Source organism: Streptomyces longhuiensis (genome assembly GCF_020616555.1).
In the GTDB taxonomy this organism is placed as follows: Bacteria; Actinomycetota; Actinomycetes; order Streptomycetales; family Streptomycetaceae; genus Streptomyces; species Streptomyces longhuiensis.
This window is the reverse complement of sequence record NZ_CP085173.1, coordinates 909,714-933,452: the sequence shown is the minus strand read 5'-3', so window position 1 is coordinate 933,452 and position 23,739 is coordinate 909,714. Positions and strand designations below refer to the sequence as shown.

Here is a 23,739-nt window from a genome sequence, read left to right as displayed (position 1 = left end):
TCTCAGCGCCTCACTCGGGGGTCGATCACGGAGTAGAGCAGGTCCGCGAGGATGTTGGCGAGCACGACGGCGATGGTGATGATGAGGAACGCGCCGGTCATCAGCGGGTAGTCGCGGGAGCCGATGCTCTGCAGCAGCAGTCGGCCCAGACCTGGGTAGTTGAAGGCGTTCTCGATCAGGATCGCGCCGCCGAAGAGATAGCCGCAGGCGATCGCCAGGGTGGTGAACAGCGGCAGGATGGCGTTGCGGCCGATGTAGCGCAGCCGGGTGCGGGGGGCGATGCCGCGCAGTTCGGAGGCGAGGATGAAGTCGTCGCCGAGGACGGAGGCGACCGAGGAGCGCATGGAGAGCATCCAGCCGCCGTAGGAGATGAGTACGTAGGTGGCGACGGGCAGGATCGCGTAGTAGGCGACGGAGCCGATGTACGCGGCGCTCCAGCCGGACTCCACCCAGGGGTCATTGGTCTCGCCGTACGGCAACCAGCCGAGCTGGGTGTGGAAGACGGTGGTGAGCAGGATCGCGAGGACGAAGGACGGGATGCCGGCGATCAGTGAGGCGGACAGGCTGAGTGCGCCGCCCCAGCGGGAGGAGCGTTTGACCGCCGCCACCACGCCCGCGGTGGTACCGATGGCGAAGCTGATCAGCAGGCCGCTGAGGATGGGGATCAGCGTCCACGGCAGGGCATTGCCGATCACTTGGGAGACCGGGACGCCGCTGTAGGAGATCGAGAGGCCGAGGTTGCCGTGCACCAGGTCGGACACGTAGTTCACGTACTGGGTGGCCAGCGGGTCCTGCGAGGTGTAGCCGTAGATCACGGCGACCTTGGCCATGGCCTCGTCGGGGGACATGCCCTGGCTGAGGTAGCCCTCGTAGGCAACCTTGCCCGGGCTGCCCGGCAGCGCGTGGACGAGGAAGAACGTGAACGAGGCCACGACCCAGACCATCACCGCGCCACCGGCCAGCTTGGTCAGGACGGCGCGGACGAGTCCCTTCACGTTCATCACCTCCTTTCCGGGGGTGTGATGGGGTGGGTGGACGACACAGGCGGACAGGGCGGCGGCTGTGCGGCTGCCGCCCTGTCCGATCGGCTGGGATCGCCTACTTCTTGGGCTGGATGTAGCCCTGCGCCATCCACATGCCGGGGAAGTTGCCCAGCAGGTCGTCCTGCCCGTTCTTGGGGAAGTTCGTGAAGTTCTTCTCGTTGTAGAACTTCACGTTGGTGTAGTCCCAGATCGGGATGACCGGAACTTCCTGCGCGGTGACCTGGGCGAGCTGGTTGATGATCGGCTTGGCCGACTCGTTGTCCAGGCCGGCCAACTGGGCGGTCAGGGCACCGGGGTTGACGCGCTTGCCGCCCACGGTGACGTTCACCGGGCCGTGCATCCAGTTGCCCGCGCCCTTCTTGTCGGTGTGGGAGACCTTGTCACCGTTGGCGGTGAACCCGTCGGACTCGCCGTACAGGCGCTGGAAGTCGCCGCGCGCGGTGGAACCGACGGCGGTGAGCCACCACCCCACGTCGAACTTCTCCGCGGCCATGTCCTCCTGGTACTTGCCGAAGTCGGCGGACAGTTGCGGCTTGGTGTCGATGCCGGCCGAGGAGAGCTGGTTGGCGATGACGGTGGAGGCGGAGATCCAGTCGCTGAAGCCGTTGACGGTCTGCAGCGTCATCTTCCACTGCTTGCCGTTGGCCAGGTACCACTTGCCGCCCTTCTTGGTCAGGCCGGCCTTCCTGAACAGCGCCTCGGCCTTGGCCGTGTCGTGGGCGTAGGGCTCCAGGGCGGAGGACTGGTCCTTCGTCAGCCAGGCCTGGGTCATCTGGCCGACCATGCCGGTCGGCGCCGCGGCGGCCTCTCCGCCTACCGGCTGGCCCACCTTGGTGGCCGCTGAGCGGTCGAGGAGGTACGCCAGTCCCTGGCGCACCTCCTTCTTGTCATAGGGGGCGCGGCTCTGGTTGAAGGCGAGCGACGCCTGGACGTAGCTGACGCTCTCGGTGCGCTGGTAGCCCTTGCTCTCGATCTGCTTGAGCACGTTCTCGGGGATGGCGGTGAACGGCGCGGCGTCCAGCTCGCCGTTCTTCATGAAGCCCCAGATCTGTTCGTTGCCCGAGTAGTGGCGCACGACGACCTGGCTGGGGCCCACCTTCTTCGCGGCGTAGAAGTTCTTGTTCTTGTCGAGGATGACCGAGCCGGGGTTGAGCTTGCGCACCACGAACGGGCCCGCCGAGATGTCCTTCTGGGGGGCGAAGGCCGAGACCTGCTTGCCTATCCCGGTCAGTTTGGCGGCCGCGTCCTTCACGCTCTTCGCCTTGGCCGGATCGACCTGCTGGCTCGCGTGGATGATGTCCCACATGTCGGCGGGGACCAGGTGGCCGTAGACCTTGGCGTTGACGATGACCTGGCCCAGGATCTGCTTGGTGAAGGTCACGTTCTTGGTGCCGGGAGCCTGCTTGAACTCGAAGGCGCCTGCGCCGGCGGACTCCACCGAGGCCACGTTGAGACCCTCGGTGAGACCGCGGGCCCCGACCGCGGCAGCGCTCTGGGTGTAGCCGAGGGCCATCGACAGCCTGAGGTCGTCGAGGCTCACCGGGGTGCCGTCGGACCACTTGGCGCCGTCCTGGAGGTGGACGATCAGGGAGTCGCCCTTCATCTCCCAGCTCTTGGCCAGGCCGGGGAAGTTGTCGTTGGGGTTGAGCGGGTTCTTCTTGTCCCACCCGAGGCGCATCGTGTTGAAGCTGACGAAGCTGTTGCCGTTGGCGTTGTAAGGGTTCATCGGCGCGCCGGGCGTGATGGGGTTGTTGGCGTCGATCGTGGTGAAGACGCCGCCCCGGGCGCCGTTCTTGGCACCGGAGTCCGGTGCGCAGGCGGCGAGCGTTCCGAGCGTCGCCAGTGCGGCGGAGGCTGCGACGAAGTGCTTGAACCGGACCATACGCGTGGTCTCCGATCGGATGACAGAACAAGGCGGAAGGAAGGCCCTGAAGGTGAGCAGACCGTAGGAGCGACCATGTGGGCATGTCAATAATTTGCGTTGGCTGAATTCAGTTCGTAACTTCCCGCCCTTTGCGCCGCACTGACGGGTCGTCCGGAGTGACCGCCGAGGCTGATGGGCGATGCGGGAGACGCTTACGTGAAAAAGTTACGTACAGCTGGCAACCCTTGTGGCAAAGTTGCGCCGCGCTGATCCCCCGCTCGCTGACCGAGAGGACTCCACGATGCGCCCGCCGCGTGCCGAACGTGTCAACGCTCCTACAGAGACCCGGAATCCCCGCACCCGTGAGATCGACGACATCCCCACCCTGGAGGCGTTGCGCCTGCTCAACGCCGAGGACCGGATCCCGGCCCAGGCCGTCGCCGCCGTGCTGCCCGACCTGGCCGGACTGGTCGACGAGACGGCACGGCGGATCCGGGCAGGCGGCCGCTTGCACTATTTCGGCGCGGGAACGTCGGGCCGGCTCGCTGTGATGGACGCGGCCGAGCTGATCCCCACGTTCGGCATGCCGCCCGACGTCGTCGTGGCCCATCACGCGGGAGGGCCCCGCGCGTTGGTCGAGCCCGTCGAGGGCGTGGAGGACAGCCCGGACGCCGGCGCGAGCGATGCGGCGCAGGTGGGCGCCGGGGACGTCGCCATCGGCGTGGCAGCGAGCGGCCGCACCCCCTACGTCGGCGGAGCCCTGCGCGTCGCGCGGGCGGCCGGTGCCTTCACCGCCCTGGTCAGTGCCAACCCCGCGGCGGAACTCGCCGATGAGGTGGACGTCCACCTGGGAGTGGACACCGGACCCGAGGCCATCGCGGGCTCCACCCGGCTGAAGGCGGCGACCGCGCACAAGCTGGTCCTCAACAGCCTGTCCACGATGGTGATGGTCGCGCTGGGCCGGACGTACTCGAACCTGATGGTCGATGTGACCGCCACCAACGGCAAGTTGCGCGGTCGCCTCATCACCATCCTGGTGGAGGCCACCGGACTGGATGAGGAGACGTGCGCCGCCGCTCTCGCCGCCTCGGACGGGGAGCTGAAGACCGCTCTGGTCGGCCTGCTCGCCGCGTGCTCACCGCAGCAGGCACGAGCGGCGTTGGCGGACAGCGGCGGACGCGTGCGTGCGGCGCTGCGTCTCCTGGGCTGAGGCCCGCGCGTCACACCGGACGTTCCCGCCGGGCCGGACCGGCGGGAATGCCCCGTTCACCCCTTCGAGCGCCGCCGGTGCACCGCGCTGTACGTGCGTTCCAGCGCGCGCGTCGTGCGGCTGCTGTTGTGCTGGGCCACGCCGACGAACAGGCAGTCCACCAGCGTCAGCGCGGCGATCCGGCTGGACATCGCGCCGGTCCTGAAGGTGGTCTCGCGCGCCGCGGTGACGAGGACGTGATCGGCGACCTGGGCGATCTCGGAGCGCGGGAAGTTGGTGATCGCGATGGTGGTGGCGCCGTTGTCCGACGCCTCCCGCATGGCCGTCACGGTGTCGGCGGACTCGCCGGTGTGCGAGATGCCGATCGCCAGATCGCCCCGCCCGAGCAGGGCCGCCGACGTGACGGCACCATCCCGGTCCGGCCACGCGGTCGCTCGGTGTCCGATGCGGTGCAGCTTCTGCTGGAGGTCCAGCGCGATGAGCGCGCTGGCACCGACCCCGTACAGGTCCAGGGCGCTGGCGCTGACGACAGCGTCGATGGCCCGCTCCAGGACGTCCAGGTCGATCTGGGCGATGGTCTCCTCCACCGCCCGGGCGTCGGCGAACCCCAGCTTGCTCACCACGTTGGCCAAGGAGTCGTCGGGCTCGATCTCGCTGCCGGCACTCGACCAGACCCGAGCGCCGTCCTTGCTCCCCGCGGCCGTGGCCAGCGCGATGCGCAGATCCGGGTACCCCTTGAGGCCCACGGCCCGGCAGAACCGGATGACCGTCGTCTCGGATGTCCGGCATTCCGCGGCGAGTTCGCTGATGGTCCGCCCGGCCACTCCCACCGGATCGGCGATCGCCGCCTCGGCGACGCGCTGCTCCGACGGCGGCAACGAGGGCAGGAGCGCACGGATCTGCACCAGCACGGACTGTGTGGGTGCGGTGCGTTCCGCGCTGGGGGCACGACGAAGGTTGTCGCCTCGTACGTGGTTCCGGGGACGTGAAGCAGCCATGTGGGAATCCTACGGTTTCGGTGAGGGACGGGGAGCGGGCCGAGGGATTCGTCTGTCGGAGTCGGGTTCGTCCGCTGCGTGCACGGCTGGTGCGACGGGGGCGTCACGGCAGTCAACTGCCGTGGGAAAGGGCCGACTCGGTCCGGGCGACGGCCTCGTGGACGGCGCTGCGCAGCGTCTTCGCCCGCGCGCCGCGTCCGAAGTGCACGGCGTTGGTCAGCAGCACCACCCAGATGCCGCTGACCGGGTCGAGTGCCAGGCTGGTCCCGGTGAACCCGGTGTGCCCGGCACCGGACGTGGGCCAGTGCGGGGACATGTGGTCCCAGTGATCACCGGGCAGCGTCCAGCCCAGGCCCCGGGCGCCGTTCAGACCGGGGGTCTGGAGGTTCAGTGCCTCGGTGCGCATCCGGCGCGAGAGCACCGATTCCTCGGAGAGCCAGCAGGCTCTCAGGTAGTGCGCGAGGTCGGGCGCGGTGCCGAACAGGCCCGCGTGTCCGGCGACACCTCCCAGACTCTCGGCGTTCTCGTCGTGGACGATGCCCCTCTTGGGCTCACCGCCGGGCGGGGCCTCGGTCGCAGCGGTGTGCGCACGCCACTCGGCGGGTGGCAGGTAGCCGACGGTGCCCAGGCCGAGCGGGTCGAGCACCAGGTCCCGTACGGCGCTGTCGAGCGGATCGTCGGCGACTCGGGCGACGATCTCACCGAGCAGGATGAACCCCACGTCGGAATACTGCACGACCTTGCCCGGCGCGTGCTCGAGTGGCTCGCGCAGCACGGCGCTCAACCGGTCGGCAGGATCGCCGGGAAGCCGCCAGTAGTCCCGGTGTGGGGGCAACCCCGAGGTGTGCGACAGCAGATGACGAATCGTCACCTGTTCCTTGCCCGCCCCGTCGAAGTGCGGAAGGTGACGGCTGACCGGGTCGTCGAGGTCCAGGTCCCCGCGATCGGCGAGCCGCAACACGGCCGGCAGGGTGGCCACCACCTTGGTCAGCGAGGCCAGGTCGAAGAAGGTACCGGCGGTGACCGGACGGCCCGAGGGTCCTGAGGCCGTGACGCCGTAGGCAGAGGTGTGCACCTCACCCCCGGCCCCTCGCCCCGTGATCAGGACGGCGCCGGGCACCGTACCGTCCTCCACGGCACGCCGTACGAGGTCCGACGGAGCGGTGCTGTCTGCGACGCGTTCAGCAGCGGGCATCTTGGTCCTGCCTTCCGGTTGGGTACGGGGGGCTGACAGGCCGATCATCCCGCTGGTAATTTTTCGCCGCAACAACGAACTCAAACGTTATTGATTTACGTGCGGTGTCTCCACCGACCCCCGAGGTGAGCAGCGATGACGAACCCTCACTCCATCAGGACCGCAAGCGAGAGCGACCTCCCGGCGCTGCGTACACTCGTCCAGGCAGCGCTCGTGCACGATCAGGACGCCGCTGACGTGCTCGACCTTCTGTGGACGCAGGCCGCGTCCCGGCCTCAGCTCCGGCTCCTGGCCGAGGCCGACGGGCAACCCGTCGGCCTCGTCGTCGGCGCGCTGGGACCGGCAACCGCAGACGCCCCCGCCACCGGACACATCGACCTGATCGCCGTACACCCCCAGGCGCAGAGCCGGGGCATCGGACGGACCCTGCTCGCCCGCGCCGAGGAACTCGTCACCGCCGCCGGTGCCACCCGGTTGATGATGCGAGGCAGACCGCCGTACTACGCCTGGCCCGGCATCGACATCCGCTACACGCGCGCCGTCTGCCTCGCCGAGTCCAGCGGCTACACCCGTGGCCGCGAAGGCCTCAACATGAGCGTCGACCTGCGCACCGCGCCGCTGGACACGGCCGCCGACGAAGCGCGTCTGGCCGCCGCCGGAGTGCAGGTCCGCCGCCTCACCGCGCAGGACGAGAAGCCGTTCCTCGCGTGGATGACCCGGTGGGGCGGATCCTGGGACGGCGAGGCCGCACGCGCCCTCACCTATGATCCGCCGCGCGGCCATGTCGCCGTCCGGGAGGGTGCCGACGGAGTCGAATACGTGGGGTTCGCCTGTCACGGCGTCAACCGCCGCTCCTGGTTCGGCCCGATGGGCACCGACTCCGCCCTGCGCGGCATGGGGGTCGGCACCGTACTGCTGCGGCGCTGCCTCGCCGACCAGCTCGCGGCCGGGCTCGACGAGGCCGAGATCGGCTGGACCGCACCCATCCACTTCTACGCGCGCGGTGTGGAAGCGCGGCTCGGCCGGGTCTTCTGGACGTACTCCAAAGACATCTGAGCCCCACGACCAGACCCGAGAGGATCCGTCATGCCGTCCGTCCGCACCGGCCAGCCCTCCAGCACGCTGCTGACCCTCGCCGACCAGGTGCTGCAGCCCGGCTTCCACGGCACCACCGCCCCCGACTGGATCCGCCGTCGGCTCGGCGACGGGCTGCGCTCGCTCCTCCTGTTCGGCCCCAACATCCGGGACCGCGCGCAGACCGCCGCGCTCACCGACGACCTACGGGCCGAAAACCCCGACGTACTGATCGCCGTCGACGAGGAAGGCGGCGACATCACCCGCCTCGAAGCGACGACCGGCTCCTCCTACCCGGGCAACCTCGCCCTCGGCACCATCGACGACACCGCAGTGACCACTGCCGTCGCCCGCTCGATCGGCGCCGAACTACGCGCCGTCGGCATCGACATCGACTACGCACCCGACGCCGACGTCAACTCCAACCCCGACAACCCGGTCATCGGCACCCGATCCTTCGGCGCGGACCCGGCACTGGCCGCCCGGCACACCGCCGCCTGGATCCGCGGACTGCAGAGCGCGGGAACCGCCGCGTGCGCGAAGCACTTCCCCGGCCACGGAGACACCGACAAGGACTCCCACACCGACCTGCCCGTCGTCGCCATGGACGCCGACCGGATCGCCGAACTGGCCCTGCCCCCCTTCCGCGCCGCCCTGGCCGCCGGCGCCCGTGCGGTGATGACCGCTCACCTCCTCATCCCCGCCCACGACGCCGAACACCCCGCCACCGTGAGCCCGCGCCTGGTCACGGGACTGCTCCGCGAAGAGCTGGGATTCGACGGACTCGTCGTCAGCGACGCCGTCGAAATGCAGGCCGTCCGCGCCCGCTACGGACTGACCGGCGCCGCCGTCCGCGCGCTGGTTGCGGGCGTGGACCTCATCTGCCTCGGCAACACATCGGGCGACGCCGAGTTCACCGCCCTGCGCGCCGCCATCGCGCAGGCCGCGGCGCGCGGCGAGCTCTCGGAGGACCGCCTGGCCGAAGCCGCCCAGCGCACGGCCGACTTCACCGCCTGGCAACGCGACCTCGCCAAGACCGCTGCCCTCGTGCCGCCGGACCGGGAACTGGGCCTGGCGGCCGCCCGCCGCGCCCTGCGCGTCACCCCACCCGACGCGCCCGTACTGCCCCTGGAGAAGGCCCCGGTCCTGGTCGAGTTCGGCATCCCCGGCACCGTCGTCCAAGGAGACGGCGTTCCGTGGGGCCTGGGACCCGCCCTCTCCTCGCTCCTGCCCGGGACGGTGCGCGTCGCCCTGCCCGCAGACGCCCCGTACGACGCGGCCCGGACCCATTCGATCGTCGCCCAGGCCGCAGGGCGGCCGCTGGTCATCGCCGTTCGCGACGCACACCGCCGCCCCGCCGTGGGCGACTGGCTGCGCGCGCTGCTCACCCGCCGTCCTGACGCGATCACCGTGGAACTCGGCTTCCCACGCCCCGGCTCGGACGGAGCCGTCCGCATCGACACGCACGGAGCCGCCAGGGTCTGCGGACAGGCCGCCGCGGAGGCCCTCGCCGGACGGACACTGACCTACGCCTGATCGGCCGACGGCGCGGCGACCGGGACGCGACCTGACAGCGGACTGCCCGTACCCCTCAGCGAAGAGATTCCACCGAGCGTTCGCCCTGGTGGCTGGAGACCTCGACCTCGACATCCTCCGGGCTGGAGCCTTCCCAGACCCGGCAGTCGACCTTGTTGCCCACCTTGACCTCGACGGAGACCGGGCAGGTCACGCCCTGAACGGACGCCTGCTTCCAGCCGCGGACCTCCTCGGCCACCTGCCGCTCCGGCGCGTCCTGGTTCAACACCCGAGGGTGTTCGACGGCCATGACGTCGGTGGCCATCACCTTGAGCGTCACCGCCACCGCGCAGCAGGCGATGACGGCCGAGGAGATCGTCAGGACGGTATGCGCGAAGTGTCGTCGATCTGCCACGCGGACAGTCCTGTCGATCAGGCAAAGAGCTGACAAGGCCTTCCGCTCCTGCGCCAGTTGCCATGGGGAAGCCCGGTGGGGCCGTTCGTGACCATCGCGCCGTCATCGACCCGGCCTCGGGTCGTGGCTAGCATCACGACCATGCCATCCGACACGGATCCGTCGATCACGAACCCGCTCGAACAGTTGACGATCGACCAGCTGCGGGCCCGGACCAGCATGAAGTGGACCACCTTCCCGGCCGACGTCCTGCCGCTCTGGGTGGCCGAGATGGACGTGCCGCTCGCCCAGCCGGTCGCGGCCAGGCTGCACGAGGCGATCGATGCCGGTGACACCGGCTATCCCAGCGGCCGCGCCTACGCCCGCGCCCTGCAGTCGTTCGCCGCGGACCGCTGGGGATGGCGGGACTTCGAGGTCGAGCAGACCGCCATCGTCCCCGACGTCATGATGGGCATCGTCGAGGCGCTGCGGCTGATCACGTCTTCGGGCGACGCCGTGGTGGTGTGCCCGCCCGTCTACCCGCCGTTCTACGCCTTCGTCACCCACGCCGACAGGAAAGTGATCGAAGCGCCGCTCGGAGCCGACGGGCGGCTCGACATGGAGACGCTCAGGGCGGCGTTCGCCTCGGCCCAACACGTCGCGGCACGAACCGTCCTGCTGCTGGCCAATCCCCACAACCCCACCGGAACGGTGCACACAAGGGCCGAACTCGTGGCGGTTGCCTCTCTGGCCAGGTCCTTCGGAGTGCGAGTCGTCTCGGACGAGATCCACGCACCCGTGGTCCTGCCCGGTGCGGAGTTCGTCCCCTACCTGACCGTCCCCGGCGCCGGGGACGCGTTCGCCCTGCACTCCGCGTCGAAGGCATGGAATCTCGCCGGTCTGAAGGCGGCCCTGCTGGTAGCCGGACCGAACGCCGTCGACGACCTGAACCGACTTCCGGAGGAGGTCAGCCACGGACCCAGCCACGTCGGCATCCTCGCCCACACCGCCGCCTTCGAGGACGGACGGCCCTGGCTGGACGCGCTGCTGCGTGGCCTCGACACCAACCGGGCCCTCCTCGCCGACCTCGTGGCCGAGCGACTTCCCGGGTTCTCCCTGATGTGGCCGGAGGCGACGTATCTGGCCTGGCTCGACTGCCGCAGCCTCCGTCTCCATACGACGTCCCCGACGGCTGCCGTTCCGGTCGTCAGTGACATCGCCGGACCCGCCCGGCTGTTCCTCGACCGGGCGCGCGTCGCGTTGAGCTCAGGGCACGCGTTCGGCAGCGGGGGCGCCGGATTCGTACGGATCAACTACGCCACCTCATCGGCGATCCTCCGCGAGGCGGTGGACCGCATGTCCGCGGCGGTGTCCGGCCTCGAAGCCCCCTGACCAGCCGGGAAAGCACCACATGCCCAGGTCCGTGACCGACGGCGAGAAGTCGGCCACGGTGCCGGCTGGAAGACCGCACTGTCCGTCAGAGAACTGTCAGGGTGCCGCGGGCCTGCGCCGTCGAACTCGTCCCCGCGTACACGTCGACGCGGCCGCGCTCCAGGAGGTACGTCCCCGCCGGGTCGTTCGTCCAGAAGCCGAGGTCCTCGGCGCCGAGCCGGAAGCGGACCGTGGTGCTCTCGCCCGGCTCCAGCGTCACCCGCTCGAAGCCGCGCAGCCGGCGTACCGGCTGGGCGATGCTCGCCGCGACGTCGTGGATGTAGAGCTGGACGACCTCGTCGCCGACGCGGTCGCCGGTGTTGGTGACCGTCACCGTGACCTCGAGCGTCTCGCCCGCCGCCAGCTCGTCGCGGGTGATCGCTTCGCGCCCCAGCTCCGGGGCGCCGGTGGTGAACGTCGTGTAGCTCAGGCCGTATCCGAACGGGAGCTGCGGAGTCTCGTCCAGGTCCAGGTACTTCGAGACGAACTTCGGGTCGGCGCCGGGGGCATGGGCGGGGCGGCCGGTGTTCTCGTGGTTGTAGTAGACCGGGATCTGGCCCACGGCCCGCGGGAAGGACACGGGCAGCTTGCCGCCGGGGTTGACCGTGCCGAACAGCACGTCCGCCACGGCGTGCCCCGCCTCGATGCCCGGGTGCCACGCCTCGAGGACCGACGGCGCGGTGTCCAGCCAGCCGCCGATCGTCAGGGGCCTGCCGTTCAGGAGCACCACGGCGTACGGCTTGCCGGTCGCGGCGACGGCGGCGATCAGCTCCTCCTGCCCGCAGGGCAGTGAGATGTCGCTGCGCACGGCCGCCTCGCCGCTGAGCGCGGGGGGTTCGCCGACCACGACGACGGTGACCTCGGCCTCCTGCGCCGCGGCGACCGCGGCCGCGATGTCGTCATCGGCGTGGGAGACGCGGGCGCCGGGCGCCGCGGCGCGCACCGCGTCCAGGATGCTCACGGACGGGAGGTGGAAGCCGCCGGGACCGGCCCACGTGCCGTGCAGGTCAGTGGAGTTCGCGAGCGGGCCGACCACCGCGATCGAGGGCGTGGTGCGCTCCAGGGGGAGAACACCGTCGTCGTTCTTGAGCAGCACCATCGACCGGGCGCCCGCGGCTCGCGCCGCCTCCCGCGCGGCCGGCGTCGGGCCGGCGATCTCGGCGGCCTCGTCGGTGTACGGCTGGTCGAACAGTCCGAGGGCGAACTTGAGGCGCAGGATGCGCGTGACCGCGTCGTCGAGGCGGGACTCGCCGATCAGGCCGTCGGCCACGAGCCGCTCGCCGTGCTCGGTCACGTTGGTGGAGACCATCTCCATGTCGAGCCCGGCGTTGAAGGCGAGGCGAGCCGCGTCGGCGCCGTCCTCGGCGAAGCCGTGCGCGATCAGTTCCTCGACACCCGTGTAGTCACTGACGACGAAGCCGTCGAAACCCCACTCCTCCTTGAGGATCGTGTTCATGGTGTGCGGATTGCCGTGCGCCGGCACGCCCGCCACCGTGTTGAACGCGGCCATCACGGTGGCCGCGCCCGCGTCCACGGCGGCCTTGAAGGGCGGCAGGTAGTGGTTGCGCAGCCGCTGCTCGGAGACATCGACCGTGTTGTAGTCGCGGCCGCCCTCCGCCCCGCCGTACGCGACGAAGTGCTTGGCACACGCGGCGATGCGCTCCGCGTCCGTCAACTCGCTGCCGTCGTCCGCGCCTTGGTAGCCGCGGACCTTGGCCACCGCGAAGGCGGCGTTGACGTACGGATCCTCGCCGCAGCCCTCCGCGATGCGGCCCCAGCGCGGCTCGTGGGTGACGTCCATCATCGGTGAGAACGTCCAGCGCACACCGTTGGAGCGGGTCTCCGCCGCGGACACCTCGGCGTCCCGGCGGGCCACCTCCGGGTCGAAGGACGCCGCCTGGGCCAGCGGGATCGGGAACGTGGTCCAGAAGCCGTGGATGACGTCCAGGCCGAACAGCAGCGGGATGCCGAGCCGGGACTCCTCGACGGCCATCCGCTGCAGCGCGTTGGTGTGCGCCGCGCCGTGGATGTTGAGCACCGAGCCGAGCAGGCCGGCGCGCGCCGCGGCCTCGATGTGCGCGGTCTGGCCGCCGCCGGGCCCTGTGTCACCGGTCCAGGTCAGCTGCTGCAGCTGCCCCAGCTTCTCGGCGGTCGTCATCTGGTCGAGAAGTACCTTGACCTGGTCCTCATACCGTCGAAGCATGCGAGCCCCTCACCGCTCTATTGCCGCATCGCCCATGCGAAGTTAACGTGTGCGCCAGTCATGTAAGCGCATTCAGGAAGCGCATACAAGTGGGTGGAGGTTTCTGATGGCCGACCTCGGGATTCCGACGGCCCGGGACGGACTGCACGTCATGAGTTTCAACCTGCAGGTCCACTGGGACAACCCGCCCCACACCTGGCCCGAGCGCAGACAGACGGTCGCCGACCTGCTGTGTCGTGCGCGTCCCCACCTCATCGGCACCCAGGAGGGCCTGCGGCACCAAGTGCGCGATGTCGAGGCCGCCTTGGGCGAGTACGGTGGAGACTACGGCTGGATCGGCGAGGGCCGGGAGGGCGGTGACGACGGCGAGTTCATGGCCATCTTCTACGACCGTCGGCGCCTGGTACCCCTGACACACGGTCACTTCTGGCTCTCCGGCACACCGGACGTCCCGGCCTCCAACACTTGGGGCGGCGGCTGCCCCCGCATGGTCACCTGGGTCCACTTCCGCGACCTGGCCACGGGCGGAGAGCTGTACGCCGCCAACACCCACTTCGACCATGCGAGCGCCCACGCCCGGGAACGGTCCGCGGCCCTGCTCGCCGAGCGGCTGAGTACTCTCGCGCCGGACGTCCAGGCCATCGTCACCGGCGACTTCAACACCCCGGCGGGACCGAACAGTCCGCCCTACACCCGCCTGCTCGCCGACGCGGCGCTCGTGGACACCTGGGACGCGGCCGAGGAACGCGGCCCGGACCTGGGCACCTTCCACGACTACCGGCCCCCGGTCCCCGACGGCGAGCGCATCGACTGGATTCTCGTCTCACACGGCGTCCGGGTCCGCTCGGCACACGCCAACACCTTCGCGCCCGGCGGCCGCTTCCCCAGCGACCACCTGCCGATCGAGGCTGTCCTGCACACCGCACCCCGACCGTCCTCGGAGGACCCCACCCCATGACCCCTCGCCGCCCCGCCACCGAATGGCTCGCCGACGCCGTCCTCTACCAGATCTACCCGCAGTCCTTCGCCGACTCCGACGGCGACGGCATCGGCGACTTCGCCGGTGCCGAGGCCAAGCTGGACCACCTGGCCTGGCTCGGCGTGAACACCGTCTGGTTCAACCCGTGCTTCGCCTCGCCGTTCCGCGACGCGGGCTACGACGTCAGTGACTACCTCACCGTCGCCCCGCGCTACGGCACCAACGACGACTTGGCCAACCTCGTCGACGCCGCCCGGAGCCGCGGCATCCGCGTGCTGCTCGACCTGGTCGCGGGCCACACCTCCGACGAACACGCCTGGTTCAAGGCATCGGCGGACGACCCCGCCGACCAGCGCTACATCTGGGCCGACACCGAAACGGCGCCCCCCGGCTTCGTCGCCTCGCCCGGCACCCGCCCCGGCTTCTACCAGCCCAACTTCTTCGAGTCGCAGCCCGCCCTCAACTTCGGCCACGCCCGCACAAACGCGGACGAGCCCTGGCGCCTGCCCGTCGACGCCGAAGGACCCCGAGCCAACCGCCGCGCCCTGCGCGACATCATGGACCACTGGCTCTCCCTCGGCCTCTCCGGCTTCCGTGTCGACATGGCCGCATCCCTGGTCAAGGACGACCCGGGCCACGTCGAAACCGCCAAACTCTGGCGCGAGCTGCGCGGCTGGCTCGACGACAGCCACCCGCACGCGGCACTCCTGTCCGAGTGGGGCGACCCGGCGGTCTCCGTCCCGGCCGGCTTCCACGCCGACTTCTTCCTCCAGTTCGGCTCCCAGAACGACGGCCTGTACCTGCGCTCCCTGTGGAACAACTTCGCCGGCACGGTCAGCGAGCCCTGGACGCCGCAGACCCCGTACTTCGACGCGTCGGGCGAAGGCTCCGCGCGGACCTTCCTCGATGGCTGGAGCGCGGCCCGCGACGCCATCGGCGACGCCGGTTTCATCGCCCTGCCCACCGCCAACCACGACTTCTCCCGCCTGGCCTGCGGTCCGCGCACCGCCGAGCAGCTGCCCGCCGCCTTCGCGTTCCAGCTCACCTGGCCCACGCTGCCCGCGATCTACTACGGCGACGAGATCGGCATGCGCTACGTCCCCGGCCTGCCCGACCACGAGGGCAGCCGCCTCGGCCCCCGCTACAACCGGGCCGGCTCACGCACCCCCATGCAATGGGACGACACGCCCAACGCGGGCTTCTCCACCGCCCCGGCCGACCGGCTCTACCTGCCCGTCGACCCCGACGCGAACCGGCCCACGGTCGCCGCCCAGCAGGCCGACCCCGACTCCCTGCTGAACCTGGTCCGCCGCCTCATCGCACTGCGCAGCGCCACCCCGGACCTCGGCCCCGCGGGCAGCACCGAGGTCCTGCACGACGGCTACCCACTGGCCTACGTCCGCGGCGGCCGCTACCTCGTCGTCGTCAACCCGCGCGGCGAACACGCGGACACGGCCGCACCGAAGGACACCGCCACCCCGGTGGTGACCTCCGGGGTCACGGTGAGCGGGGGCAGGATCAGCGCCGACGGCTTCGGCTACGGCATCTTCGAGCTGTAGCCCGACCTTCGACCGGTGACCCACACCACAGGGGCCGCACCGCCGTCCGGCGGTGCGGCCCTCGTGCGTCGACGGCGTCAGCCCTCGCGGACCGTGAACTCCCGACGTCGTACCCGCAGGATCGTGCGCCCACCCTCGTACGAGGACTTGGCGCCCTCGCACCGCGCCCGGCCATCGACAGCCACGACCGCCTCGTCGCCGAGAGAGCGGAAGGTGACCCTGCCGTCGGCGATGCCGGTGATCTCGGCGGTCGCGTACGCGATGTGCAGACCGCCCGCCGCCAGGCCGAGCGGCAGCATCGCCGCGCTCGCCCCCGCCAGGTACAGCCGCTCACCGCCGAACAGCGCCTTGCCCCTCTCGGCGACCGTGCACGACTCGGCGTAGCCGGAAGTGACGTTGAAGGCGTGCAGCAGACGGCCGCCGTGCTCGTCCTTCGTGGTGAGCATGAACACGCCCGCGTCGGTCGAGCTGTGGGTGATCGCCGGCGCCGCGCCCAGGACCTTGAACGCACTGAGCCAGAAGTCGAGGTCGCAGCGGTACGCCGTAGTGATCACGACCGCCCGCCCCTTGCCCACAGGAATGTCGAAGCCGCAGCCGTCGCCCGTGGACACCTCGCGCAGCACCGTCTCGCCCCGGCTCGCCGAGCACAACTGGGCCTTGGGGACCCGGATCTCGGCCCGCGGCGCCGCCCACCCGTGCGCGGTCGCGGACAGCCAGAACTGGTTCGCGTCCGTGAGGGTCTTGCCCGGCGTCAGGCCCAGCGCGTCCCGCAGCACCGTGCAGGACGCGCCCGTCATGTCCTTGCCCGGCACCTGACCCGACAACAGCAGCCGTCCGCCCGCCCGCAGGTACCGCACAAGTCGCTCCTGCACCACGCGTGCCAGGTACTGCCCCGTGGCCAGCGCGAGAACCGGCTGCTTCGCCGGATCCAGGTCCCCGGCCTGCAGATCGACGCTCCGGTACCGGAAGCCGCCGAGCAGCATGGCCCGCGAGAGTGCGCCACGCGGGCCGAAGCCGCGAGTGCCCGTCACGTCGTCGACCACGGCCTGCACGGCGTCGCTGTCCGGCGGCCGGTACTCGGTGAGGTAGTGGTCGGGCACGAAGCCGAGCACCACGTCGTCGTACTCCGCCCTCATCGGCGCCAGCGCCGCGGCAAGCCCGCGGACGGCCTGCGCCGTCTCCTTGGTGGGGGCGAAGCTCACGCCGCGCCTGCCCTCGGGGTCGACGGGCGCGGCGAAGCCATGACGTTCGCCGGTGATGCCGATGCGGTCGTTGCCGTCGCCGACCGGCTTGTCGAGCTTCGGGTTGAAGCCCCCCGCGAACAGGTAGTAGTTGATCATCTTCGCGCCCTGGGCGACACAGAGCCGCGTCTTGAGCCCGACCGCCCCACGCCCTGTCTCATTGCTCAGGTCGTCCCCGTAGTCGGCGTGCCCGGCATCGAACTCCAGGGCCGTCAACGGCTGATCACCATCATTGACCGCGTCCATGAAGGCATTGACCAGATACAGGTCCGTCACGTTGCCGAGGGTCAGATCGCCGAGGTAGAAGTCCGCGCCGGAGATCATCCCGGGCTTGCCCGCGTAGGACTCCATCAACTGGCTGACACCGATCGGGAAGTTCTCCGCGCTCCCGCCGCCCGTGCCATGGATGTTGATCAGGAACGGGATGCCGCGGACCCCGCCCGCCTCCGCGTACGCGCGCAGCCGTGCCGCGTAGTCGGCGATGACGCCGCGCATGTACGTCCCCAGGTCGTGCATGAGGGCGGATGCGTAGCCGTCTTTCGGGGCCCGGATCGCGGCGTCGCGTTCACCGGCGCTGCCACCCGCGAACGGATAGCGCTCGGCCAGACCCTTCCCGTACGTCGTGTCCAGCCAGGCGTTGAAGTCCCGCAGACAACGATCGGTCAGGATGGGCCCGTTGCTCACCCAGGGCAGCATGCCGATCTCGTTGTCGAGCTGGCAGGCGATCACGCCGGGCCTGCCCCTGCGGTGCAGACGCTCGGCGATGACCGGCATCACCGCGTCGTACCAGCGCCTGGCCTCCTCGAGGTACGCGGGGGCCAGGTAGTCGACGGCGGCCGTGGTGGCCTTGTCGCCGTTCCAGCCCGTCGGCACGACCTCCGGATGGTCCGTGCGCACCCGCTGCGGGACGCCCTCGCCCTTGAGCTCGGCCATGGTGAACGGTCCTGGCCTGGCGATGACATGGAAACCGTTGTCCCGGCACAGATCGAGAAACGCGCCCAGGTCCCGCTCGGGCCTCGTCCGGCCGGTGACGTCGATCGAGCCGTCCGCCGTCTCGTGCCACATCCACGGGATGTACGTGGCGATGGCGTTGAGCCCGGCTTCCTTCGCCCTGTCGAGCCGCGACTGCCAGTCGGCGCGCTTGAGGCGGAAGTAGTGGATCTCACCGGCGAGGACCACGGCCGGTTCACCGTCGATGAGGATCTGTTTGTCGCGACAGGTGACGGAGGCGGGGGAGTCGTCGCTCGACGACGACGTCTCACCGGTCGCCGCCGCGGAGTTCAGCGACCCGGAGACCGCCGCCAGGGCCACCCCCGCGCCCAGGCCGCCCAGGACGGTTCTGCGCCGCGGAGCGGAGGCGGTGGTGGTGACCGGCTCGGACTGCTGAGTCATCGCGGCTCCTCGGTGCTCACGTGCTCCGGTGTGTCCAGGTAGTGCAGTTGCAGCGCGGTGAGCCGCGCTGTGAGGTCCTCGACGACCTGCGCGTACTCGGGGTCGTCGTACCGGTTGTGCAACTCGTCGGGATCCCGTTCCAGATCGAACAGCTCCCACTGAGGCGCGCGGATCTGCGGCGACGCCCCCACCTGCCCCGAACCGTGGCCCGGGTAATGGATCAGCTTGTGCGTCCGGGTACGGATCCCGTAGTTGGCCTGCACGCCGTGGCACACGTCCAGATGCTCGAAGTAGCGGTAGTAGACCGCGTCACGCCAGTCGTCCGGCCGCTCACCCCGCAGCAGCGGCCGCAGACTCCTGCCCTGCATCCGCTCGTGCGCCGGCACGTCGGCCAGGTCGAGGATCGTCTGCGCATAGTCGACGTTCGCCACCAGCTCGTCGCACGACGACCCCGCCTCCACCACCCCCGGCCAGCGTACGACCAACGGGATCCGCAGCGACGGCTCATACATGAACCGCTTGTCGAACCAGCCGTGTTCACCCAGATAGAAACCGTGGTCGGAGGTGTACGCGACCACGGTGTCGTCGGTCAGCCCGCCGACATCGAGATAGTGCAGGACACGGCCCACGTTCTCGTCGAGCCCCGCGATCACCCGCAGGTACTCCTTGATGTAGCGCTGATAGCGCCACTCCCGCTCCTCCCGCTCCGAAAGCCCCTCGGGCACCGGCACCTTGAGGTCCGACGGCAGCAGATCCGACATCCGCATCCGCGCCTCGGCCGCCGCGCCCGCCCGGTTCGCGTAGTCGTCGTGAAGCGTGGCCGGAGCCGGAATCTCCTCGTGCTCGTACAGATGACGATGACGCTCGGCCGGCTCGAAGGCGCGGTGCGGCGCCTTGTGCTGGATCAGCAGCGCGAACGGCCGCTCCGGATCCCGCCGGTCCAGCCAGTTCAGGGCCAGGTCGGTGATGATGTCGGTGACGTAGCCGCTGTACTCATGCTCACCGTCGGCGGTCAGGAAGGTGGGGTCGTGGTACTGGCCGTGCTCCGGCAGGATCTCCCAGTGGTCGAAGCCGCACGGGTCGCTGACGCCACCGTGCCCCAGATGCCACTTGCCGACGATCGCCGTCTGGTAGCCCGCCGCCTGCAACATCTCGGGGAACGACGGCTGACGTGCGTCGAACTTCTGCCCGGACTGCTCCAGCGTCGTCATGCCGTGCACATGGCTGTACGCGCCGGTGAGGAGCGTCGCACGGGCGGGCGAGCAGATCGAGTTCGTACAAAAGGCGCTGTCGAACCGCATGCCTTCGGCCGCGAGCCGGTCCACCGCCGGGGTCCGGTTGATGACACTGCCGTACGCGCCGATGGCCGGCACGGCATGGTCGTCGGTCATGATCAGGATGATGTTGGGGCGCCGGACGGGGCGGCGGCCCTGTCCGTGTCCAATGTCCGTCATATCGCGAAGTTCTCCTTCGCCAGCAGCGGCCGCACGCGCCGCGCGAACCCTCCGCTGCGGAACGGGCGCTGCAGCAGCCCCGGCTTGAGCACTTGGGCGAGTGCCGCCGCGATCATGCCCTGGTCCAGCGCGAGCACGTGGTCGCTGACCCGGCCCGTGTTCACGTCGACCGAGTCACGGAAGCCCAGGCCGTCCTCGTACGCCCCGAAGTCCTGGGCGATGCGCCGCAGGTTGGTGACCGCCTCGTCGCGTGCGAACGGCATCGCGAGGAAGGACGCGTGCGGAGTGACCACGCCCCCGGACGTGTAGCCGTCGACCGCCATGCCGAGGGCGTCCACGCCGTATGTGGCATAGCCGCCCGCCGGGACGTCGGCAGGGGAGAAGCCCCAGTAACCGTACGCCGCCTCGACCATGCCGTGCTCGATCTGACTGCGTACGTAGCGCTGGTGGTTGAGCCCCCAGGCGCCGGGCGACCACGCCGCCTCGGGAACGAACAGAGGCACCATCAGCGCCTCGAACATCGACCCGCCCCAGGAGGGGACGATCTTGCGGCCTCGGTATGTGTAGTGCCCGCGCCACAGCCGCACACCGTCGACCGTGACCCACTCGCCCTCGGGCTGCTGGTCCTGCTCGGCGCCCGGCTCCAGGGTGCGGAAGGTGTGCCAGTAGTGCTCGCCGGGCAGCGAGCCGTCGGTGATACCGAGGTAACTGGCCATGCGCGGCTCGGTGTTGAGCGCTCCGTACCAGTGCGAGGTGAAGGAGTCGGTGGCCGTGGAGTAACCGCCGTGCAGTTGGCCGGGGCCCGCCGCCGGGTCCGCGGCGTCGTACGGCGTGTAGTAGAACGACCAGTCGGCGTCCGCGAGCAGTCGCGCCACGCGGGGGCGCAGTTCCGCGTCGGCGTCGGCTGCGATTCTCAGGCCCGTGACCAGCCAGGCGTTGTCGACGGACGACAGGAACGGATCGACCGGGTCGCCGCTTCCCGGCCAGGTCGTGAGGGTCTCGCCGGTGTAGGCGTCGTACCAGTTGAACCAGAAGCCGTGGGCGCGCTCCAGCCGCTCGACGGCGGTGACGGTGCGGGCGAGGCGGCGGTGCATCGTCGTGGCGTCGATGACCCCGAGTCCGCCGGCCGCGACCGTCGCCCACAGCCCGCAACCGATGTTGGTCGGCGAGGTGTTGACGGACGGTGTGAGTCTGCTCGCGGTGACGTCCATGGTGTCCGCGGCCAGCCCGAAGTCCGTGGTCAGGGCTTCGATGGAGCGGTACGTGTCGCGGAACCAGCGGCGCAGCAGGGCGTCCGTGTCGGCGCCGGTGGCCGTCGTGGCGGTGCCGAGAGCGAGGGCGGTGGAGGCGCCCGCGGCGGTGGTGAGGAAGGTGCGGCGTTTCATCCGGTTTCTTTCCCTTGAGGTGGGGGGTGGTCAGATACGGGACAGGCGGAGCGAACGCAGGCCAGGCAACGGGACGTCGAGGGACAGGGACGCGGTGCCGTCCGGTGTCGTCGTCAGCGGCGGGAGCGGCTCGTGGGGAAGTGGGCTGCTGCATGTGCCGGGGGTCGCGAGCAGGGCGTCGCCGCGTGCGCCGCAGGCCCTCTCGGTGTCGGTGGCAACGGTGTCCGAGCCGTGCAGTGAGGCTGCGTACGAGGTGTCCGGGGCGAGGCCGGTCACCCGCACCACGGCCGTGCGGTCGAGTGCCGGCGACCCCGACGACGTACCGGTGCGGTCGGCGGCGGCGTTCCACACCACGACGTGCACGTGCGCGCCGTCGTCCGTGTGCCTGGCAGCGGCGCGGACCAGGGCCTGGGCGCCGTCGCCGGTGACGAGCGGGGGTGCGGTACCGGTGGCGTCGACCATGACGGTCACGGTCGCGAGGGCGATACCCCGTGCCTTGGCGCACCCGGGAACGGGCGTCGGGGTCGGCGCGCCGGGGCCGCCGTCGGCCCGGGCCGCGACCTTGTACCAGTAGCCCCGGCCGGGCTCCACCCGGGTGTCGGCGTACGAAGGGTGAGAGAGAGGCCCCCCGGGCAAGGGCGTGTAAGGGCCCTCTGCGAACGGTGAGCGGTGCACCACGTAACCATCGGCGCCCGGCACCGGCTCCCAGGTCAGGAGCACATGGCCGGTGCCGTCCTCGGCGCGCAGTCCGGCGGGCGGTGGCAGGGTGACGTCCTGTGCCGGGTGCGAGGTCCGGTGGGGGGCGTGCCGCGTGGCGATCCTCGGTGGCATGGTGGTCCGCCTTTCGAATGGATGCGCATACATTCTTGGCGTACGGGTCCACCGGTCCCCGCCCCCGTGGCACGGGGCGGGAACCGGCCGATGGGAAGGGCTACTTCAGCCCGGCGGTCGCGATGCCCTGGGTGAAGAAGCGCTGGAGCAGGACGAACACGAGCAGCACCGGCAGCACCACGAGGAACGCCCCTGCCATCAGGACGCCGTTGGAACCGTCCGCCTGGGTCGGGTCCGTGGCGAACGTGGCGAGTGCGACCGGGAGCGTGTACTTGCCCGGGTCGTTGGTGGCGACCAGCGGCCACAGGAAGTTGTTCCAGGAACCGAGGAACACGAAGATCGACAGCGTCGCCAGTGCCGGCTTGACCAGCGGCAGCACGATCCGCCAGAAGATGTACCACTCGCGGGCGCCGTCCATCCGCGCCGCCTCGAGCAGCTCGTCCGGGATGGCCTGGATGAACTGCCGCATGAGGAAGACGCCGAAGGCCCCGGCCGCGAACGGCAGGATCAGTGCGGCGTAGCTGTCGATCAGCCCCATCGCGCTCATCATCACGAACATGGGCAGCAGCATGAGGTTGCCGGGCACCATCAGCGCGCCGAGCACGATGCCGAAGATCGGCCGCTTCCCGGCGAAGTTCAGCTTCGCCAGGGCGTAGCCGAGCATCGAGCAGAACAGCAGATTGCAGACGGTCACGAACACGGCCACGAGCAGGGAGTTGAAGAGTGCCTGCCCCACGTCCATCCGGTCGAGCAGTTCCCGGAAGTTGCCCAGGGTCCACTCGGACGGCCACCACACCGGCGGGCTCGCACCCAGCTCCCGCTGCGTCTTGAACGACGAGAGTGCCATCCACAGGAACGGCGCGACCGTCACGATCAGTCCGGCGGTGAGCAGGACGTAGACGAGTGTCCGACGGGCCCTGGCCGCCGGGTCCCGCCGCGCCTTGCTCGCCGGGGCCGCGAGCGGGGCCCGGGTCTCAGTCGTGCTCATGACGTCTTGTCCTTCAGGAGGCGGAGCTGGAGCGTGGTGATCGCGAGGACGATCACGAACAGGACGTACGCCATGGCGCTGGCGTAGCCCATGTGGAAGAAGTCGAAGCCCTCGCGGTACATGTGCAGCGAGATCGTCAGGGTGCTGTCGTTCGGACCGCCGTCGGTCATCACGAACGGCTCCTCGAAGACGTTGAGGAAGCCGATCGTGGTCATGACGGCGACGTAGAGCATGGTGGGCCGCAGCAGCGGCACCGTGATCCTGCGGAACTCCTGGAAGATCCCCGCGCCGTCGATCCGTGCCGCCTCCCGCACCTCCGTCGGAATGGCCTGCAGACCGGCGAGGAAGAGGACCATCGCCGAGCCCATGTTGCGCCAGACCGCCATCATGATCAGTGAGGGCATCGCGAGCGTCTCGGAGCCGAGGAAGTCCGGTGTCTGGATGCCGAGTTGGTGGCCGAGGCCCGCGATCAGGCCCTCACTGGGGTCGAGGACGAAGCGCCAGATGACGGCGACGGCCACGATGGCGGTGACGACCGGCGCGTAGAAACCGACGCGGAAGAAGGTGCGCAGCCGGTCGATGCCCGAGTTGAGCAGCACGGCGGCGGCCAGGCCGCTGCCGATGGTGAGCGGCACGCCGAGGATCACGAAGTACCCGGTGTTGAAGAGCGCCTTGACGAACTTGTCGTCCTGGAACAGCTTCGTGTAGTTGTCCAGGCCCACGAACTGCGCCGACAGCGGATCAGTGACGTTGCGCAGACCGAAGTCGGTGAAGCTCATCAAGAGCGTGGCCACGATCGGGAACGCCATGAAGGTGAGGAACAGGACCAGGAACGGCGTGGAGAACAGCCAGCCGGCGAGATTGTGGCGGGACAGTCGGTCCCGGCGGCGCCGGTCGGGCCCGGCGCCGTCGTCCTGGGCCTTCGGCACCACTGCGTCCTGTCCGGCACCAGGCGTACCGGCCTGTGCGGTGGTGGTGCTCAT

The 23,739-nt window shown here is 70.1% G+C and carries 18 protein-coding genes; 6 read left to right on the top strand and 12 right to left on the bottom strand.

All coding sequences use genetic code 11. From position 1 onward, the window contains the following. Positions 1-2: 2 nt before the first annotated feature. Positions 3-1,001: an ABC transporter permease gene (locus LGI35_RS04435; RefSeq protein WP_227292586.1), complete on the bottom strand. Its 999-nt coding sequence runs from the start codon at positions 999-1,001 to the stop codon at positions 3-5. Between the two features lie 97 nt (positions 1,002-1,098). Then, the gene (locus LGI35_RS04430) at positions 1,099-2,925 is read right to left on the bottom strand and encodes an ABC transporter substrate-binding protein (protein ID WP_227292585.1); all 1,827 of its coding nucleotides are present in this window, start codon (positions 2,923-2,925) and stop codon (positions 1,099-1,101) included. Between the two features lie 283 nt (positions 2,926-3,208). Here LGI35_RS04430 and murQ point away from each other — a divergent pair, with 283 nt between their 5' ends. Then, positions 3,209-4,117 (top strand): N-acetylmuramic acid 6-phosphate etherase, encoded by a 909-nt coding sequence (murQ, locus tag LGI35_RS04425; RefSeq protein WP_227292584.1) that lies wholly within the window; start codon positions 3,209-3,211, stop codon positions 4,115-4,117. Positions 4,118-4,173: 56 nt separating this feature from the next. Here murQ and LGI35_RS04420 read toward each other — a convergent pair whose 3' ends face one another. Continuing rightward, complete coding sequence (locus tag LGI35_RS04420; protein WP_227292583.1) at positions 4,174-5,115, bottom strand: MurR/RpiR family transcriptional regulator; 942 nt, start codon at positions 5,113-5,115, stop codon at positions 4,174-4,176. A gap of 112 nt (positions 5,116-5,227) precedes the next feature. Next, the gene (locus tag LGI35_RS04415; protein WP_227292582.1) at positions 5,228-6,310 is read right to left on the bottom strand and encodes a serine hydrolase domain-containing protein; all 1,083 of its coding nucleotides are present in this window, start codon (positions 6,308-6,310) and stop codon (positions 5,228-5,230) included. A gap of 135 nt (positions 6,311-6,445) precedes the next feature. On the opposite strand from LGI35_RS04415, the gene LGI35_RS04410 reads away from it, so the two are divergent. After that, entirely contained in the window at positions 6,446-7,366 is a 921-nt protein-coding gene (locus LGI35_RS04410) for a GNAT family N-acetyltransferase (protein ID WP_227292581.1), read from the top strand. A 30-nt stretch (positions 7,367-7,396) separates the two neighbouring features. Next, positions 7,397-8,920, top strand: a complete 1,524-nt coding sequence (locus LGI35_RS04405; RefSeq protein WP_227292580.1) for a glycoside hydrolase family 3 protein — start codon at positions 7,397-7,399, stop codon at positions 8,918-8,920. Between the two features lie 55 nt (positions 8,921-8,975). Here the strand turns inward: LGI35_RS04405 and LGI35_RS04400 are convergent, their stop codons facing one another. Next, positions 8,976-9,314 (bottom strand): DUF4333 domain-containing protein, encoded by a 339-nt coding sequence (locus LGI35_RS04400; protein ID WP_227292579.1) that lies wholly within the window; start codon positions 9,312-9,314, stop codon positions 8,976-8,978. A 132-nt stretch (positions 9,315-9,446) separates the two neighbouring features. Here LGI35_RS04400 and LGI35_RS04395 point away from each other — a divergent pair, with 132 nt between their 5' ends. Continuing rightward, positions 9,447-10,685, top strand: a complete 1,239-nt coding sequence (locus LGI35_RS04395) for a MalY/PatB family protein (RefSeq protein ID WP_376599793.1) — start codon at positions 9,447-9,449, stop codon at positions 10,683-10,685. 85 nt (positions 10,686-10,770) lie between these two features. Here LGI35_RS04395 and LGI35_RS04390 read toward each other — a convergent pair whose 3' ends face one another. Continuing rightward, on the bottom strand, positions 10,771-12,927 hold the full coding sequence (locus LGI35_RS04390; protein WP_227292577.1) for a glycoside hydrolase family 3 N-terminal domain-containing protein: 2,157 nt from the start codon (positions 12,925-12,927) through the stop codon (positions 10,771-10,773). A 106-nt stretch (positions 12,928-13,033) separates the two neighbouring features. On the opposite strand from LGI35_RS04390, the gene LGI35_RS04385 reads away from it, so the two are divergent. Then, a complete protein-coding gene (locus LGI35_RS04385; RefSeq protein ID WP_227292576.1) occupies positions 13,034-13,885 on the top strand; it encodes an endonuclease/exonuclease/phosphatase family protein in 852 nt (283 codons plus the stop codon). Next, the gene (locus tag LGI35_RS04380) at positions 13,882-15,465 is read left to right on the top strand and encodes an alpha-amylase family glycosyl hydrolase (RefSeq protein WP_227292575.1); all 1,584 of its coding nucleotides are present in this window, start codon (positions 13,882-13,884) and stop codon (positions 15,463-15,465) included. Before LGI35_RS04385 ends, LGI35_RS04380 begins: the two co-directional genes overlap by 4 nt. Before the next feature lie 77 nt (positions 15,466-15,542). On the opposite strand, the gene LGI35_RS04375 is transcribed toward LGI35_RS04380, so the two are convergent. The 6 genes from LGI35_RS04375 to LGI35_RS04350 form a co-directional block, all read right to left on the bottom strand. Next, positions 15,543-18,098, bottom strand: a complete 2,556-nt coding sequence (locus LGI35_RS04375; RefSeq protein ID WP_227292574.1) for a beta-galactosidase — start codon at positions 18,096-18,098, stop codon at positions 15,543-15,545. Continuing rightward, positions 18,095-19,552 (bottom strand): sulfatase family protein, encoded by a 1,458-nt coding sequence (locus LGI35_RS04370; RefSeq protein ID WP_227292573.1) that lies wholly within the window; start codon positions 19,550-19,552, stop codon positions 18,095-18,097. Before LGI35_RS04370 ends, LGI35_RS04375 begins: the two co-directional genes overlap by 4 nt. Continuing rightward, a complete protein-coding gene (locus LGI35_RS04365) occupies positions 19,549-20,937 on the bottom strand; it encodes a glucoamylase family protein (RefSeq protein WP_227292572.1) in 1,389 nt (462 codons plus the stop codon). Before LGI35_RS04365 ends, LGI35_RS04370 begins: the two co-directional genes overlap by 4 nt. A gap of 30 nt (positions 20,938-20,967) precedes the next feature. Then, the gene (locus tag LGI35_RS04360) at positions 20,968-21,768 is read right to left on the bottom strand and encodes a fibronectin type III domain-containing protein (RefSeq protein WP_227292571.1); all 801 of its coding nucleotides are present in this window, start codon (positions 21,766-21,768) and stop codon (positions 20,968-20,970) included. A gap of 100 nt (positions 21,769-21,868) precedes the next feature. Further along, positions 21,869-22,756: a carbohydrate ABC transporter permease gene (locus LGI35_RS04355; protein WP_227292570.1), complete on the bottom strand. Its 888-nt coding sequence runs from the start codon at positions 22,754-22,756 to the stop codon at positions 21,869-21,871. Then, positions 22,753-23,739 (bottom strand): carbohydrate ABC transporter permease, encoded by a 987-nt coding sequence (locus tag LGI35_RS04350; RefSeq protein ID WP_227292569.1) that lies wholly within the window; start codon positions 23,737-23,739, stop codon positions 22,753-22,755. The genes LGI35_RS04355 and LGI35_RS04350 overlap by 4 nt, the downstream gene beginning before the upstream one ends.